This window comes from Verrucomicrobiia bacterium, from assembly GCA_035946615.1.
Lineage (GTDB): Bacteria > Verrucomicrobiota > Verrucomicrobiia > Limisphaerales > UBA8199 > DASYZB01.
Window position 1 is genome coordinate 12,578 of sequence record DASYZB010000050.1, and the last position, 15,184, is coordinate 27,761.

The 15,184-nt window shown below is 58.6% G+C and carries 14 protein-coding genes; 8 read left to right on the forward strand and 6 right to left on the reverse strand.

Going from position 1 to position 15,184, the window contains the following annotated elements; all coding sequences use genetic code 11:
- Positions 1-257: 257 nt before the first annotated feature.
- The 4 genes from grpE to xylA are packed head-to-tail and all read left to right on the forward strand — an operon-like array spanning position 258 to position 4,074.
- Positions 258-803 (forward strand): nucleotide exchange factor GrpE, encoded by a 546-nt coding sequence (gene grpE, locus VG146_08210; protein HEV2392332.1) that lies wholly within the window; start codon positions 258-260, stop codon positions 801-803.
- A 9-nt stretch (positions 804-812) separates the two neighbouring features.
- The gene (gene dnaJ / locus VG146_08215; protein ID HEV2392333.1) at positions 813-1,940 is read left to right on the forward strand and encodes a molecular chaperone DnaJ; all 1,128 of its coding nucleotides are present in this window, start codon (positions 813-815) and stop codon (positions 1,938-1,940) included.
- Positions 1,941-2,690, forward strand: coding sequence for an RsmE family RNA methyltransferase (locus VG146_08220; GenBank protein HEV2392334.1), 750 nt, complete (start codon positions 1,941-1,943; stop codon positions 2,688-2,690).
- A gap of 58 nt (positions 2,691-2,748) precedes the next feature.
- Positions 2,749-4,074 (forward strand): xylose isomerase, encoded by a 1,326-nt coding sequence (xylA, locus tag VG146_08225; protein HEV2392335.1) that lies wholly within the window; start codon positions 2,749-2,751, stop codon positions 4,072-4,074.
- Positions 4,075-4,098: 24 nt separating this feature from the next.
- On the opposite strand, the gene VG146_08230 is transcribed toward xylA, so the two are convergent.
- Positions 4,099-4,323, reverse strand: coding sequence for a hypothetical protein (locus VG146_08230; protein HEV2392336.1), 225 nt, complete (start codon positions 4,321-4,323; stop codon positions 4,099-4,101).
- Positions 4,324-4,485: 162 nt separating this feature from the next.
- Positions 4,486-4,713 (reverse strand): KTSC domain-containing protein, encoded by a 228-nt coding sequence (locus VG146_08235; GenBank protein ID HEV2392337.1) that lies wholly within the window; start codon positions 4,711-4,713, stop codon positions 4,486-4,488.
- Positions 4,714-4,815: 102 nt separating this feature from the next.
- On the opposite strand from VG146_08235, the gene VG146_08240 reads away from it, so the two are divergent.
- The 4 genes from VG146_08240 to VG146_08255 all read left to right on the forward strand — a co-directional run bounded on the left by VG146_08240 (position 4,816) and on the right by VG146_08255 (position 9,087).
- A complete protein-coding gene (locus VG146_08240; protein HEV2392338.1) occupies positions 4,816-6,219 on the forward strand; it encodes an ROK family protein in 1,404 nt (467 codons plus the stop codon).
- Positions 6,216-7,088, forward strand: coding sequence for a PIG-L family deacetylase (locus VG146_08245; protein HEV2392339.1), 873 nt, complete (start codon positions 6,216-6,218; stop codon positions 7,086-7,088). Before VG146_08240 ends, VG146_08245 begins: the two co-directional genes overlap by 4 nt.
- A complete protein-coding gene (locus VG146_08250) occupies positions 7,085-7,843 on the forward strand; it encodes a SprT family zinc-dependent metalloprotease (protein ID HEV2392340.1) in 759 nt (252 codons plus the stop codon). The genes VG146_08245 and VG146_08250 overlap by 4 nt, the downstream gene beginning before the upstream one ends.
- 74 nt (positions 7,844-7,917) lie before the next feature.
- On the forward strand, positions 7,918-9,087 hold the full coding sequence (locus tag VG146_08255; protein HEV2392341.1) for an LptF/LptG family permease: 1,170 nt from the start codon (positions 7,918-7,920) through the stop codon (positions 9,085-9,087).
- Here the strand turns inward: VG146_08255 and VG146_08260 are convergent, their stop codons facing one another.
- The 4 genes from VG146_08260 to VG146_08275 form a co-directional block, all read right to left on the reverse strand.
- Positions 9,088-9,906 carry an SDR family NAD(P)-dependent oxidoreductase gene (locus VG146_08260; protein HEV2392342.1) on the reverse strand — a complete coding sequence of 273 codons (819 nt, stop codon included), beginning with the start codon at positions 9,904-9,906 and terminating at the stop codon, positions 9,088-9,090.
- Positions 9,907-10,053: 147 nt separating this feature from the next.
- Positions 10,054-11,709 (reverse strand): class I SAM-dependent methyltransferase, encoded by a 1,656-nt coding sequence (locus VG146_08265; GenBank protein HEV2392343.1) that lies wholly within the window; start codon positions 11,707-11,709, stop codon positions 10,054-10,056.
- Positions 11,710-12,107: 398 nt separating this feature from the next.
- A complete protein-coding gene (locus VG146_08270; protein HEV2392344.1) occupies positions 12,108-13,802 on the reverse strand; it encodes an endonuclease/exonuclease/phosphatase family protein in 1,695 nt (564 codons plus the stop codon).
- 3 nt (positions 13,803-13,805) lie between these two features.
- Positions 13,806-15,044 (reverse strand): hypothetical protein, encoded by a 1,239-nt coding sequence (locus VG146_08275; GenBank protein HEV2392345.1) that lies wholly within the window; start codon positions 15,042-15,044, stop codon positions 13,806-13,808.
- Between the last annotated feature and the right edge of the window lie 140 nt (positions 15,045-15,184).

Sequence of the window (15,184 nt, forward strand, 5' to 3'; positions counted from 1 at the left end):
CACCAAGCCCTTATCTCTCACCTCCGAGTGTAGGAGACGACGTAAGGAGTCTCTGATCAGCAGCTTGCGGGTGAAGCGAAGGCGCTTGGCCGACAATCTTTATCAGAGACTTTCTACGTCGTCTCCTACACGGGTGTGGAACCGACCTTGTCATTGGCGCGCTGAGATTACCCCGGAGTTGCTGGGCGGCATTCTTTCGTCTATTGTCTAAGGCTGAAACGTATCTGAGGAAGTCTCTATCCATGAAGGACATTGCAATGGAAAATCAAAGACAACAGGCAGCCGGACCTGAACCGCTCTTGCCGGTCGAGCCTGCCACCCTGACGCCCGAACAGTTGGAGGAACTCAAACAACGGGCTGCCAAGGCCGACGAACATTGGGAACGGTTGCTGCGGACTACCGCCGATTTCGATAATTATAAAAAGCGCGCCGCCCGCGAAAAGCAGGATGCCATTAAGTTTGCCAACGAGAGCCTGTTGCAGAAGCTTATCCCGATACTGGATACCTTTGACATGGCCCTGGCCGCTACGCAAAATAACTCCGCCGATGCAGTCCAATCGCTGCAAACGGGCATCAGCATGGTTTATCAACAATTGAAAAGCGCACTGGCCGACGCCGGCCTGGAGGAGGTGGATGCCACCGGAAAGGCGTTCGACCCGAACCTGCACGAGGCGATTTCCCAAAAAGAAGCTGCCGGCGTGCCCGAAGGCCAGGTCATTCAACAATTGCGCAAGGGTTATAAGCTGCGCGACCGGCTCCTGCGCCCAGCCAGCGTGGTGATTTCCAAGCACCCTGCCGCTTAGAGAATGCCGATGACCAAACGCGATTACTACGAGGTCCTTGGGCTGCAAAAAGGGGCAGGTGAAGAAGAAATCAAAAAGGCCTACCGAAAATTGGCCGTGAAGTTCCACCCGGATAAAAATCCGGGGGACAAAGCGGCTGAGGAAAGCTTCAAGGAACTCGGCGAGGCCTACGAGGTGCTCAGCGACCCGCAAAAGTGCGCTGCTTATGACCAATACGGCCATGCCGCGTTCGACCGCCGGGCCGGCGGTTTTGGGCGGGCCGGAGGGTTCCATGATCCGTTCGAAGTTTTCCGCGAAGTATTCGGCGGTGGCGGTTTTTTCGAGGACCTTTTTGGCGGCGCCCAGCACGACCCCAACCAGCCCCAGCGCGGTGATGACCTGCGTTATGACCTCGAATTGACTTTCGAGGAAGCCGCCCATGGCTGTGAGAAGGAGATCACCGTTACAAAACCTGACCGCTGCGACGTGTGCCAGGGCTCCGGGGCTGAAGCCGGGTCGCGCGCCCGTACCTGCCCGACCTGCGGCGGGCGCGGCCAGGTCATCAGCGCGCGGGGGATTTTTTCCATCGCGCAGACCTGTCCCCACTGCCAGGGCGCCGGGCGGATTATTGACAAACCGTGCAAGGCCTGCCGGGGCAGCGGGCGGCGCGAGCGCACTTCGAAAATCACCCTGCGGATTCCCGCCGGCGTCGATACGGGCTCGCGCTTGCGCTCGGCAGGCAACGGCGAAGCGGGCTGGCGCGGAGGGCCCTCGGGCGACCTCTACGTCGTCCTCCATGCCCGGCCCCACGAAATTTTTCAGCGGGACGGCGATGATCTCCTCTGCGAGGTGCCGGTGAGTTTTGTGCAAGCGGCCCTCGGGACTGACATTGACGTTCCAACCCTCAACGGCAAGAGCAACATCAAAATCCCGCCGGGCACCCAGCCCGGCACGATGTTCCGGCTCAAAGGCAAAGGGATCAAAAATATCCAAGGCTATGGCTACGGCGATCTCCATGTGCGCATTAACGTCGAGGTGCCGACTCATCTAACCTCCGCCCAGCGCGCCAAGCTCGAAGAATTCTCCGCCCTTTGCAACGGGAAGGAAAGCCCTTTGAGCCAAACTTTCTTTGAGAAAGCCAAGAAGCTCTTTCAATAAGTGCATCGTTTCTATTTGCCGCCCCACACCTGCCGCGGCCCCGTTCTCTTTCTGACTGGCGGCGAGGCGCATCACGCGCAACACGTCCTGCGCGTCGAGCCGGAGGAAGAAGTGCTCGTGCTGGACGGCGCCGGCCAGGAGTGCCTGTGCGGGGTGGAAGCCGTCGCAAAGGAGCAACTCAAGCTCAAAGTGCTCGAGCGGCGCTCGTCGCCTCCACCGCCTTTTCAGATCACATTGGTGCAAGCCTTGCCCAAGGGCAAAATCATCGAAGCCATCATCGCAAAGGCCACTGAATTGGGCGCCTGGCGGCTCGTGCCGCTCTTAACTGAGCGGGTTGTCACTCATTTGGATGCTGCCGAAGCCGCGCGCAAGGCCTTGAAGTGGCAGGCGATTGCCGTCGAGGCGCTCAAGCAATGCGGCTCGCCGTGGCTGCCGCGCATCGAGACCCCCGTCACCCCGGCCCAATTCCTCGAACGCAAAGAGGCATGCGAATTGCCCCTGATGGGTTCGCTGCAAAAAGGCAGCAAGCACCCCCGGGAATACTTCCGCCAGTTCCAGCAAAACAATGGACGCAACCCCGTCTGTGTTTCTGTCTGGATCGGGCCCGAAGGAGATTTCACCAGGGATGAAATGGATTTGATCATTCGTGCCGGTGCGTTGCCCATTAGCCTGGGGCCGCTGGTGCTGCGGGTCGAGACAGCCGCAATTTATTGCCTTTCCATCCTCAATTACGAACTGCGCGCTGCTTAAGTGACTTGCTCTCTCCGCCTCGGGTCTTTAGTTTCGGCTCCGAACGAATTGGCAATCCATGAAAAAGACATCCAAAGAATTCTTCCCGGGTATTTCCAAAATCCAGTACGAAGGGCCAGCTTCAAAAAACCCCCTCGCATTCAAGCATTACAACGCGCAGGAACGGGTTGAGGGCAAGTCGATGAAGGAGCACCTGCGCTTCTCGGTGACCTACTGGCATACCATTCGCGGGCAGTTGTCAGATATGTTTGGTGTGGGCACAGCCGTTCGCCCGTGGGAGGACGGCACCAATTCACTCCAAATGGCCGAAACCCGCGCGCGAGTCGCCTTCGAGTTCCTCGAAAAGCTCGGCGCGCCCTTTTATGCCTTTCATGATCGGGATGTGGCGCCCGAAGGCAAAAACCTGGGGGACACCAATAAAAACCTGGACCGGATTGTGAAGGTGCTCAAGGAGGAGCAGGGGCGCACGGGTGTGCAGTTGCTCTGGGGCACGGCTTGCCTGTTCGCGCATCCGCGTTTTGTGCACGGCGCGGCCACCAGTTGCAATGCCGATGCATTTGCGTACGCGGCGGCGCAGGTAAAAAAGGCAATCGAGGTAACTCATGAACTGGCGGGCGAGGGCTACGTCTTTTGGGGCGGACGCGAGGGCTATAGCACCTTGTGGAATACGGACATGAAACGCGAGTTGGACCACCTGGGCAAGTTCCTGCACATGGCAGTGGCTCACAAAAAGTCCATCGGGTTCAAAGGCCAATTCTATATCGAGCCCAAGCCCAAAGAACCGACCAAGCATCAATACGATTCGGACGCAGCCGCTTGCCTGAATTTTTTGCGGGAATACGGCCTGATGGAGGATTTGAAACTGAACCTGGAGACCAACCACGCCACGTTGGCCGGCCACACGATGCAACATGAGTTGGAGGTGGCCATTGCCGCGGGGGCGCTCGGCTCAATCGACGCCAATACCGGCGACCTGCTGCTTGGATGGGACACGGACCAATTCCCCACTAATATTTACCTGACCACCGAGATCATGCTCTCAATCCTCAAGATGGGCGGCCTCAAAACCGGCGGCACCAATTTCGATGCCAAGGTGCGCCGTGAAAGTTTTGAGCCGGTAGATTTATTTTACGCGCACATCGGTGGGATGGATGCTTTTGCCCGGGGCCTCAAAATCGCGGCAGCGATTCGAAAGGATGGGCGCCTGGCCCAGTTTGTTCAGCAGCGCTATAATTCCTGGGACAGCGGGATTGGGGCCAAAATCGAATCGGGCAAAGCCGGCTTTAAAGAACTGGAGGCCTACATGCTGGAAAAAGGAGACATCACGCGCAACACGAGTGGCCGCCAGGAATTCCTCGAAAACCTCATAAACGAGTTCATCTGAGGGCCTTCCTTGATGGAACACCTCTCATCGCTGGGTTGTTGACCTCGCGCCAATCCAATCTATCAGCAGAAAAGTGCAGACAAAGAATGGAATGACGCCGTAAAGCGTATCGGTCACGGAATGGGAATGCCGGTCCGCTGCCCGGAATACCGTGAGGCAGAAAAGGGCCGAGAGCAGGCACAGGCTTTTGCCTGGAATGGAGGCTGGGAGATAGAACCAGCCGACGCGTTTGAACCAATTCGTTTTCATATTTCGTGTGGTGGCTATCCTGGATTACTGACGCCATCCTGGTCAACCGGGCTGCCTCCGCATCAGCTTTTATACATGGGGCCGGGGCATAGACTACAGGGAGGGCCCCCTCTCCCCTTCGGAAGGGGAGAGGGAGAGGCGTCGGCAAATTAATAAGCTAAGCTAAGCCTGCCTGGAAATGAAATGGCCGTGGACGAAGGCCTTGTAATAGGCGTCTTTGCGCGGCGACGCCAAAAGCCCCTGATAACGGAACCGGGGCACGTTATCGAACCGAAGCGTCTCTCCAGTGCGCATCTTGAGGTACAAAATGCGCGTTCCATCCTCATAACCGATCGATTCGAGCAGGTCAGCTTCCACAGACACCAACTTGGCATGTATTTGCGTATCCATAAGCTCTCCTCAATATTGTGGGTCGCTTCGTTCATACTTCGCCCCGCCTGCTTTGTCAAGGCTTGCCCTGATGCTTCCGCTCGTTTAGAACGTCTCGGCTTAATGAACCTCAACCACGGTCTGGCTCTGGTTGCCCCACGGATAACGCCCGTGTTGGAACCATCGTTTCGTCCGGCCGTCCTGGCCAATCGCGCCTTTGGACAACTGGTCCGCGCCAGTGGCCATCCGGTCCAGGTCGGGCTGGCTCTCGAACAAACCGGTGGCAATGTTTCGCAGTTCCATACCGGGGTCTTACCCGAAAATCACCCGTTGGTTGCGGCTAATTTTATTTACATCGAGCGTTTGGTGAAGGCATTGCTGTGGATGCGAGGTGGGTTCCGGCTCCATTTTTCAGGACCGCCAGCTTTGGCAGCCCAACTGTCAGCTTATTACCGCGAGACACCTTCTGGTCAGTTTGATTCCAATATAGTCGGCGAGCGCATGTTCGAGCATCCGCTCGAAATCGTCCCTGCAAAGGAACTCCCTGCTGAGCGTCACAGCGGGACTGTCCTGGGGCGCCATCTCGAGGGCTGCCGTATTGGCTTTGATCTGGGCGGGAGCGATCGAAAGGTGGCGGCTGTTATGGATGGGAAAGTGGTCTTCAGCGAGGAAACGGCGTGGGACCCCTACTTCCAGACGGACCCGCGCTACCACTACGAAGGGATTATGGATTCGCTGCGCAAGGCGGCGGGCCACATGCCCCGTGTGGATGCCATCGGCGGCAGCGCGGCCGGCATTTACCTGCATAACCAGGTTAAAGTTGCCTCCTTGTTTCGCGGCGTTCCCGCCGATGTCTTCAATCAACGGGTGAAAACGTTGTTCCTGGAAATCAGAAAAGCATGGCAGGACGTTCCTTTTGAAGTGATGAACGATGGCGAGGTAACGGCCTTGGCCGGCTCGATGGCCTTAGGCAAGAACCGGGTTTTGGGTATTGCCCTGGGCACCAGCACCGCTGGGGGTTATGTGAATGCCGAGGGGAACATTACGAATTGGATAAACGAGCTTGCCTTTGTGCCGGTGGACTATAATCCCGGCGCGGCGATTGACGAATGGTCCGGGGATTACGGCTGCGGCTCGCAATACTTCTCGCAACAGTGCGTCGGACGTTTGCTCGCCCTGGCGGGGATTGAAACCGACTCCGCCCTTCCCTTGCCGGAGAAGTTAAAGCACGTTCAGACGCTGATGAGCCAGGGCGATTATCGGGCGCGGAAGATTTACGAAACAATCGGAGCTTTCCTCGGCTACGCTGTTGCGCATTTTGCTGATTTTTACGATTTAGAAAACATCCTGATTCTTGGCCGCGTCACCTCCGGCCCCGGGGGGGAGGTCATGATCGCCGCTGCCAGGCAAGTGCTCCAGGCGGAGTTCCCCGAGTTGTCGAACAGGCTCCAATTTCATATTCCGGATGAAGCGGAAAAACGCCATGGCCAGGCCGTGGCCGCAGCGAGCTTGCCTGGACCCCTATGACACCCTACCACAAACTCGTCAATGATTATGCCCACCTGCTCAAGCAAGGCAGGTCCTTTCCCCTGGGGACTTTCGAGCCGGCGCGGCGTCCTGCTCTCGCGGCAGACGCCCCCAAAGCCCTCTTCCTGGCGCCGCATCCGGATGACGAATGCATCTCGGGCGGCATCGCCGTGCGTTTGCTGCGCGAGGCGCAAATGAATGTCATCAACGTAGCCGTCACGCTCGGCAGCAAAAAAGAGCGCCACGCGGGCCGGCTGCAGGAAGTAACCAACGCATGCCGCTACCTGGGTTTCGGGTTGGTTGTGGCCGGGGTGCGCCCGCCCTCGGGCGCAGGGCTTCAAAACATTCATCCCAAGACTCGAGAAAGCGATCCCGCCCATTGGTCGGCCTGCGTGGGGGCCATTCGCGAGATTATAGAAACAAACCTGCCCAAAGTGCTCATATTCCCCCACGAAGGCGATTGGAACAGCACGCATATCGGGACCCATTTCCTGGCGATGGATGCTCTGAAACAAATGCCTTCGAGCTTCGAATGTTTTCTGGTCGAGACGGAGTTTTGGGGGGCGATGAGCGATCCAAACCTGCTGGTTGAAATCAGCCAGCAGGACCTGGGAGACATGATGGCAGCCACCAGCTTTCATGTCGGCGAAGTAGGACGCAACCCTTATCACCTGCTGCTGCCCGCCTGGATGATGGACAACGTCCGCCGCGGGGCTGAAGTAGCCGGAGGCCAGGGCGGAGCGGCCCCGGACTTTGCGTTCGCGACCTTATACCGCCTGCGCAAATGGAGCCAAGGGCAGGCCGAAAGGTTCTTTGAAGGCGGCAAGCAGACCGCCTGCCCGACCAATATCGGCCAGCTTTTCGCATGAAGGAACAGTTTGCGCTAACGCCGGGGCCGCTGAGTTGGAGCGGGTTTGATTCGAAACCAGATTGTCTGCGAGTAGGAAGCCGGGATGTGCGGCTCTGGCTGGTGCCTAACCACCGCGCGCGGCGATATGTCCTGCGCCTGCGCCCGGACGGTTCGGCGCGCGTGACGATACCGCGGGGCGGCTCGGCTGTGGAGGCAAGGCGGTTCGCTCACAGCAATATCTCCTGGATTGATAAACACCTGCCGCGAGCGAACCCCGAAAGCTCCCAAAGCAGCGCATGGCCTGCCGGCAGGCAAATCTTGTTCCGGGGAGAGCTTGTCACCCTAGAGTCAGAGAGCAACGTTGAAGCCAATTTGATTCGTTTTGCCGGGGAGGTCGTGCGCGTCAAAAATCCAGGGGGCGATCTGCGCCCCGAAATCGAATGCCACCTGTGGCAGATGGCCGCTCGCGAACTACCCCTGCGGGTGCTCGAACTTGCGGCTGCCAACGGGCTGACGTTTGGCCGTGTCAGCGTTCGCAACCAACGCTCCCGGTGGGGGTCCTGTTCGCGCCGTGGAACGGTCTCGCTCAACTGGCGGCTGGTCCAGGCGCCCTTACACGTCCGCGATTATATCATCCTGCACGAACTGGCGCATCTCCTCGAGATGAACCACTCGCGCCGTTTTTGGCGCGAGGTGGCGCGGCTTTGCCCTTCATTTGAGCAGGCCGAGAAATGGCTCAAACAAAACGCCAAACTGCTGCGACGCTGTCATTAGCACCGAATCTTTTCGCTGTCTAATCGGAATCCGCCTTGAGATTTGGCCTGAAGCTTCCGATCCTAAACCCCGTTTTGAAGACGTTGCACATCTATCTGACGCGTCAGATCCTCGCGTCGCTGGTCATGACAGTGATGGTGTTCACCTTCGTCTTGCTGTTGGGCAATGCCCTTAAGGAAATCCTGCCCTGGCTGGTCAGCGGCCAGGTGCGGCTCGGTGTGGTTGCGCAAGCCATCGGGTTGCTGGTGCCCTTCGTCTGGGTCTTCGCGCTGCCCATGGGCATGCTCACCGCCACGCTATTGATCTTTGGCCGCTTCAGCGCCGACCAGGAGTTTACCGCCGTGCGCGCCAGCGGGATCAGCCTGCTCTCGCTCATCTCACCCATCCTGCTGCTGAGCCTGGTCCTGTGCGGCCTAAGCGCTCTCATCAACATGGAACTCGGACCCCGCTGCCGGGTCGCCTACACCGCAATCCGTTTCAAGCTCGAGAGAGAGTTTTCGACCACTTATCTGCCCGAAGGCCGCCTCATTAAGGATTTCCCCGGCTACATGTTTTATGTCGGTAAAAATCGCAAAGGCAACCTCGAAGACGTGTTGATTCTTGAATTGCAGAACCAGACCAATGTGACGCGCAAGATTCACGCCGAAACCGGGAAAATGGAGATTGATAAAGCCAAAAATCGGATTGACCTCACTCTCTATAACGCGCGTTTCGTTACGCTGGGCTCCGACTCGAGGAGCGCGGGCAACTTCGGCGAAATCCCCATTTACCTCGATCTCAATTCGGCGAAAAGCCCCTCGTTTCAGCCCAAGATCGACGATATGACCTTCGGGCAGCTTTGGGATGAACTCCACGACCTGGAGCGCCGCATCAGTTTCCCCATAGCATTGAAGAATCTCACCCCGGAGCAACGGAAGGCTGCAAAGAAGCAGTTGCAAGACCGGCGCAGAGAAGTCATCACCCCGATTATCTTCCAAATCCACCGGCAGGTGGCGTTTTCATTCGCTTGTTTCGGATTCACGCTCATCGGCATTCCCCTTGGCATCCGCGTGCAACGGCGTGAGACCAACGTCGGCATCTGGATTGCCTTGCTCCTCGTGGCCGTCTATTACAGCTTTATCGTCCTCGGCCAGGCCTTTCAAACCCGTCCGGAATATTTGCCGCAACTCATCGTATGGCTGCCGAATTTCCTGTTTGAATCTGTCGGCGCTTTCCTGCTCTGGCGGGCAAATCGCGGGATTTAGTCATTTCCTGCGGTACACCTTGTGAATGGCGGCCTGGTCCACCGGTTTAATCAGCAATTCATCGATGTTCACGTGGGGCGGACGGCTGGCCACCCAAACCAGGACCTCGGCAATATCTTCTGCTGTGAGCGGATGAACTCCCTCATAAACTTTGCCCGCGCGCGCCGCGTCCCCTTTGAAACGCACCAGCGAAAACTCCGTTTCTGCCAGGCCCGGATCAATCGTTCCCACACGAATCCCGGTCCCATTGAGTTCGAGGCGCAGCGCACGGGTGATTTGCAGCTCACCGGCTTTTGCCGCGCAATAGGCGGCCCCTCCTTCATAAGCGACATGACCGGCCACAGACCCAATATTCAAAATGGAGCTGCCCGGGTTATTCTTTAACAGCGGCAGGGCGGCGCGGGTGACCCGCAGCAGACCCAGCACATTGGATTGAAACATCGCTTCCCAATCTTCGTCTTTGGCTTCGGCCACGGTTTCCAAACCGTGGGCTCCGCCGGCATTGTTGATCAGCACGTCGAGCTTGGCGCCCGAACCCCGCGGCCCGCTCGCCTGCCCTTCTCTCTGGGCTATCCGCTCCCGCGCCCAACCCATGAAAGACTCGACGCTGGGCGTCTGCGCGACATCCAACTGATGGAAATGCGCCTCCGCCCCTCCTGCCTGGCGCGCCTGGGTCGCCACCTGTTCGAGACGTTCGAGGCGCCGCGCTCCGAGCAACAATCGCGCCCCTTTGGCGCCGAACGCCCGCGCCGCAGCCGCGCCGAATCCGCTGGAAGCGCCCGTGATTAAAACCCACTTCCCTTTCAGGTCCGTTTTCATTAGTGATGAATAGCACAGCCTGAGAACCATGGCCAATGACAAGGTCGGTTCCAAACCTTTACAGGGACGAAGTAAGGAGTCTCTTCACCCGGAAGTTGTGCGAAACAAAGAATCTAAGCTGCCATTTCCCCTCGGCGCCCATCTGCATTATCTGCGGTCCAAATCCCCTTTCCTTTGCGTTCTGTGTGTTCTTTTGCGGCTCATAATCGTCCCGGCAATTTTCTCCACCAGCACTGGGTTCACAAGAAGTCCCAGCCTTGCCAGGTTTTGCAGGCTGTGATCGAGGCCTTCACGCAGTCGCTTTTCCATTTGTTCGGGCGCCGTTACGGGCGCCCCCTGGTCCGGTAAAGGGACCTTGCCGGATTGGACCAGGTCTGCCAGTTGGCGCGCAATCTGTTCGCGGTCGCGGGTGCCATCAAGCAACTTGAGCAACTCCTGCCCCAGGCGGTCTTCGATCTTGAGGGTCAGATGCCGCAACGAAACCACCACCGGGCCCTGCTGAATCTGGAGCCGGGCCAAAGGGCTGGCGACGGGGCGCGCGGAGGGTTTGGTAACAAACACAGAAGGATGGGCGTGCAAATCGACGAACCCAACCATGTAGCAGCGCAGGAGAAATTCCCCCAAATCCTGCGCATCCATTTGTATCGAAACCGCCGGCCCGCCGTCCTCGCGTCCCGCGCGTGAACGGGCCTGCTCAAGCAACTCCTGAAAATGCACGCGCCGGGGCCAAACCTCGCCCAGGAGGCCCAGGGCGCACTTGAGGGCCGGATGGCTGGTGGCGATGACGGCTTTGCCGCGTTGGAAATCCTCAATTGCCGGCCCGGTAAGGCCCGCCTTTGGCTTTGCCGGGCGGCTGTCTGCCGCAATCCATAACGCCTGCGCCCGCTCCGGCTTCAAGTCCCGCTCGAGAGCGCGTTCTTCGTGGCAGAGCAAGGTTTGGCGAAACGAGCGACCTTCGATGAAATCAAGATACTGTTCCCGCGCCACCAGGTTGCATTGCTCGAGGTTGCGCAGGACGCCCTGGGCTTCGTCTGTCAGCCCTGCAACCTGCATGTCCGTCAAATCCGCTTCAGCCAGGAACTGCAGTTTGTGGCGCGCGGCTGCTTCGGCGAATTCGTAAAAATAGAATGGCTGGTTGGCGGCGCTCAAGTCGTCATGAAAGAATCCAGCATCCACATAACGCTGGATACGGTCGAATTGCTGGCGCAGAACCTGTTGCCAAAGACTCTCCTTGGCTTTGGCCGTCGCAAGGAATTTAATCAAAATGCGCGCCTGTCGAACCTGCTCCTGTGGTTCAGGGAACTGCCGCACATGAAAGCGGATCATGCTTCGGACAAGGTCCCGCAGGTGATTGCCCGGATAGGAATTGTAGCTGATGTAAGCGATGCCCTGCTCAGCCAGGTGCCCCCGGCATATTGCCAGTATCTTCTCGCGCGCCTCGGGAGGCACCCACGAGTAGAGCCCGTGGGCGATAATGAAATCGAACTGACCCAGGTCCGCCGGGGTTTCCAACAGGTCCATTTGCTCGAGGCGCACATTGGCCAGATTCAGCGCCGCAACGACCTTTTTGCCCTTGCGGATGGGCGCGCTCGCCAAATCCAATCCGCAGAACTGGCTCTGCGGCAGCGTAAGGGCCATCGCGGTGATATTCGTTCCATCGCCGCATCCCAATTCGAGCACCCGCGCGCTCTCCACCCGCGCCGGTGTCAGGCCGAATAAATGGCCGATGGTGGCGAGTCGGTCCGGATGCGTCTGAGGATAAACCGCGCTCGGGTAGGGAACATTATCGTATGCGGTAGGCATGGAATCGGAAGGTGTTAGGCTCAGCAGCGCCGCAATAAGCAAAGCCGTTCTTGTGCCAAACCCGGATCATATTCTGAGCGCGTTTATGCTCTCAATGCGGCTATGGCCCCGTCAAGCGCCGCCTCCGCTTTTCTTTGAGAACTGGGCAGCAAAGAGCAGCCGCATTTTCCAGGGGCGCTCCGCCTGGCTGATGCCCATTGGCAACCCTTTTCACCACAGAGGCACAGGCACAGAGAAGACTGCGAAGCCGCTTTGGTTCGTTTGGTCTTCTCAGTGCCTGATCAATGCCTTCAAGCGGCAATCACGGTTACTAACACCTACTCACGCCAACTATCGCTTCATTCATTTTGCCTCGAACTGTTCCGAAATCCCTCCCGTTGCGCCCACATGACCGGGCTTCATGGTTCTCCCTGGCTTGGCTCTGCGGGGGCATTGGCCTGGGCCAGGGCCCTTGCGCGCGCGGCTTCCATTTCGGCTTTGACTTGAACAATCCTGGCGCGGATGAGTTCGCGATTCTCCTCCTTGGCAGCCAGGAGTTCGAGGGTGAGTTCCTCGAGGCGCCGTTCGTAGGCGAGGTTTTGCTGCTTGATTTGCAGCTCGATCCGCGTGAGCCGCTCATCCACTGCGCGCGCTTTGTGAGTAGCGGCCTGCTGCGCGTTGAGCAATTCTGACCGGTCGGCTACCAGCCTGCGCAGCACTTTCTGTTTAAGCCAACGTTGCAGGTGCGGAATCATGCCTTTCCGCACGAGCGCCTGGGTGCGTTCTGCTTTTTCTTCGGCGGCCAATGCGCGCTGCTGCCAGGCGGATTGGGTCTGGGTCGCGCCCGGGTTTTCCAGGTGGATGACCGGATGGGGCGCCGCCAATGGGGCCGCGTGTTCAGCAGCCGAACTGGTGCTCGAAAGAGGCGCCATGACGACCGTGTAGGATGAGGAAACCGCCTGGGGATTATCGAAAGTTTCAGGGATAAGAGCAGACGGGCCAACGCGCAGTTGGGGCCTTCTGGCGAAAAACCAAAGGAATGCCACCGAAGCGGCCAGCGCGCCCGAACCAGCCGCCAGCCACCAGGGGAGGCGCGAGCCAACCACTCCCCCCAGGCCGCCCGGGTTTGCCGCGGCCTCACGGGCAAGGGCCCTCGAGCGGCGTTCCAGTTCATCGGCGCGCGTGGCGAAACTGGCCGCGACCTTTGCCGGGTCCAATTCCAGGCTGCACGTGACCGGGTAATGCGCGGCAGCGGGTGCGCTGCGGAAGTCCAGCGGAAAAGCGGTGGATTCGCTGAGGATGTAGTCTGCGGCCATGCCGGGCTGATCGCGGTTGGGTGTCAATGTCGTTCTTGGATTCGATGCCTTCCCCAGGTCGGTATCGACAAATCCAGCATCGAGCAATCGGCGCAATGTTTCCTCGCGCGCGTCTGCGCCGCTTCCCACCGGCGCATCAAATGTCGCAGCAATTACGAAGCTCTGCACCCGGTTGGCTTCCCAGTGCCGGATAGAATCCACTTGCGCCAACAATTGGCTGACGGCGGCCTCCGCAGAGAGACCGCTGTCGAACTCGACGGACAAAACCCCAACCCGCACCTTACCGGCTTGCATGGCAACGAAAGCAAATCCGCCGGGGAGCTTCCCGCCGCCAGAAGGCCGGCGGGGTGCGCCCGTCCCAGGGCGCAGCGGGTTGCCACCAGGCGGTTGCCACAGTTCAGCCCACGAAAAATAGGCCTTTTCTCTGGACAGAAATGCCACTTGGCCGGCTTCTGAGGCTCCGATCGAAGCGTCATGAAAGGCGGAGCAGAGCACGACATTATATTCGCCTGGCCCGAGCGCCTCAGCCAGTTGCGCGCAGGTTTGCCAATCCCGGACGTGTTGCAGGGCAATCAGGTCGGGATTCAGCTCTTTGAGCGTGGCAGCCTGCTGGAGGAGCCAATCGCGATTTGTTGTCGCGCCGGCATTGGGCGCTTCAAGGTTCCAGGTTGTAAGGCGCAGGGTCTGGCCAAAACAGGCGGTGGTTATGGCCACTGCCAAACAAAGGGCTAAGCATCCCAACACCCTTTGCCAGCGGGTTGCGCGAAGGGCCTCGGTTTTGCGCGGGGATTGTTTCACGGATTAATCGGCTGTAATGGCAATGAGAAAAGGCGCGGCGATGCTCATCTCGGAGACGTAATCGATGCTGTCGATTTCCATGTCAGGAACAAGATTGGTCCAAGTCGTCAGGAAAAGCCGCAAAGAACGGCCCTGGCTCTTGCTCAACTCGTTCTCTCCGGTCCACACCACCTTGAGGTCCTTTCCGGGTTCAGGTTCTCTCTCGAGTTTATGCCAGTCCCGCACCGCCTCACCATAAACGATGGGGATTTCCAGCCGCATGGGCGAGGAGGCATAATGGATAATATAGCTGCCAATCTCTTTTCCTTCCTGCCGCGCATTTCCAAAAGCGGCTGCATGCAGGAAATGCAGGCGCCGGCATTTTTGATGCACGGGGATTCCCTTGATCGCAGCAGGGAAATTAGTTGCCGAGCGGGAAGTGCTTCCCAGTTGGACAACGCCGCGGACATCAAATTCCACACCCGCGAAGGTCTGCAGCCCGGAAGGCAACTCCGCCAGGTTATTGGCGATGGCGCCAGCGGTGCGGCCATGCCAGGATTCGGTCAAGGTCGCATTGTAAAACGGAGTCAGGTCGAGCAAGCGCTCCGGCGCATTGGCATCGCGCGGCGGGAATTGCCTTGGCTGAGCGGTCTCCACCGGCGGCTCAGTGGTCGTGGGAGAGTCATTGGCAAAAAGGCTGGCTGCAGTGAGCCTCGCGATATTGATGCGGTTCGTAAACACCGTCTCCCACATGGGCGGGCTTTCATAGATAGTCCCGTCGAAGGCCAGGTTGAGCGCCACTCCATGGTGACGGCAACGCACAATCGGCACCACCGAACCCAAAAGACCCATCTGCCGCCGTTTCCATTCCCGCCGCGTGCGGTTGGGGGCGTTGCGGGCTGAGTTGCCCAGAGGCAGCAGACAGAACTCGAACAGGTAGGAACACGGGATTTTAGGGTCTGCCAGGGGTGGACTCTCAACTTTGCCCGTCCGCCGGCACACCGGGCAGAGCAACACATTCGGGTCATCGAGGTATTTAGGGACCAAGTCCGAAAGCCAATTCGGCAGGTCCTTGTGGTCAGCCTCGTAGGCCTGGATGGCCTTGTAAATAATTTTCAGGTGCTCAATGCACTTTTGCTTTTCTTGCGCCGCGAGGTCAGCGCTCTGTGTCGCAGGGGTGGTTTCGGCGCCACGGGCCGAGGAGATAATGATTGCCAACGGGAGACCAGCCAGCATTGCCCAGCGCCCAATGCCTTGTCTCATACTGCCAGCTTTTCAAAAGCCGTCTTCATTCTTTTTGGATGGACGAGGCTATCTCACCCTTGCCGGGGCCGGGTGTCAAGGAGAAGAGCAGTTGGGGATGGATATTCCTTGACTTCTTTGCCATTCGGGTTCAGGATTCG

Excerpts from the sequence above, each read along its gene's own strand:
- grpE (HEV2392332.1), top strand. The coding sequence starts at position 258 with ATGGAAAATCAAAGACAACAGGCAGCCGGACCTGAACCGCTCTTGCCG.
- dnaJ (HEV2392333.1), top strand. The coding sequence starts at position 813 with ATGACCAAACGCGATTACTACGAGGTCCTTGGGCTGCAAAAAGGGGCA.
- xylA (HEV2392335.1), top strand. The coding sequence starts at position 2,749 with ATGAAAAAGACATCCAAAGAATTCTTCCCGGGTATTTCCAAAATCCAG.
- VG146_08230 (HEV2392336.1), bottom strand. The coding sequence starts at position 4,323 with ATGAAAACGAATTGGTTCAAACGCGTCGGCTGGTTCTATCTCCCAGCC.
- VG146_08235 (HEV2392337.1), bottom strand. The coding sequence starts at position 4,713 with ATGGATACGCAAATACATGCCAAGTTGGTGTCTGTGGAAGCTGACCTG.
- VG146_08240 (HEV2392338.1), top strand. The coding sequence starts at position 4,816 with ATGAACCTCAACCACGGTCTGGCTCTGGTTGCCCCACGGATAACGCCC.
- VG146_08245 (HEV2392339.1), top strand. The coding sequence starts at position 6,216 with ATGACACCCTACCACAAACTCGTCAATGATTATGCCCACCTGCTCAAG.
- VG146_08250 (HEV2392340.1), top strand. The coding sequence starts at position 7,085 with ATGAAGGAACAGTTTGCGCTAACGCCGGGGCCGCTGAGTTGGAGCGGG.
- VG146_08260 (HEV2392342.1), bottom strand. The coding sequence starts at position 9,906 with ATGAAAACGGACCTGAAAGGGAAGTGGGTTTTAATCACGGGCGCTTCC.
- VG146_08265 (HEV2392343.1), bottom strand. The coding sequence starts at position 11,709 with ATGCCTACCGCATACGATAATGTTCCCTACCCGAGCGCGGTTTATCCT.
- VG146_08275 (HEV2392345.1), bottom strand. The coding sequence starts at position 15,044 with ATGAGACAAGGCATTGGGCGCTGGGCAATGCTGGCTGGTCTCCCGTTG.